A 430-nucleotide genomic window follows, 5' to 3' on the forward strand; every position below is an offset into this window, starting at 1 on the left:
AGCCCGACCTGGAAGACTACGACTACCCCGGCCGCTTCACCGACCGCGAGCGTGGCAAACAGCTCAGCCAGATCAACCTCGAACGCCACCGCGCCGAACAGCAACTGGCCGACGGCCTGAGCGACCAGCCGCAACTACGCAGCGGCCACTTCATGCCGCTCAGTGGCCACGCCCGCGCTGACTGGAACGACCTCTGGCTGCTGACTGAAATCCACCACGAAGGCAAACAGCCACAAGTGCTGGAAGAAGGCGTCACCAGCGATGTCAAAACCAGTGACGGCTTCACCCAGGGTTACCGTAACCACTTCAAGGCCACACCCTGGCAGATCATCTGGCGCCCACAGCTCAACCACATCAAACCCAAAGTCCTCGGCAGCCAAAGCGCCGTGGTCACCGGCCCGCAGGGCGAAGAGATTCACTGCGACCAGTA

1 protein-coding gene is annotated in these 430 nt (G+C 62.1%); it reads left to right on the forward strand.

Annotation, left to right across the window (positions count from 1 at the left end):
* The coding region (locus H4J77_RS19650; RefSeq protein ID WP_259364950.1) for a contractile injection system protein, VgrG/Pvc8 family at positions 1–430 on the forward strand (430 nt) is incomplete at both ends.

The sequence above is a fragment of the Pseudomonas sp. 5Ae-yellow genome (assembly GCF_014077575.1).
Taxonomy (GTDB): domain Bacteria; phylum Pseudomonadota; class Gammaproteobacteria; order Pseudomonadales; family Pseudomonadaceae; genus Halopseudomonas; species Halopseudomonas neustonica.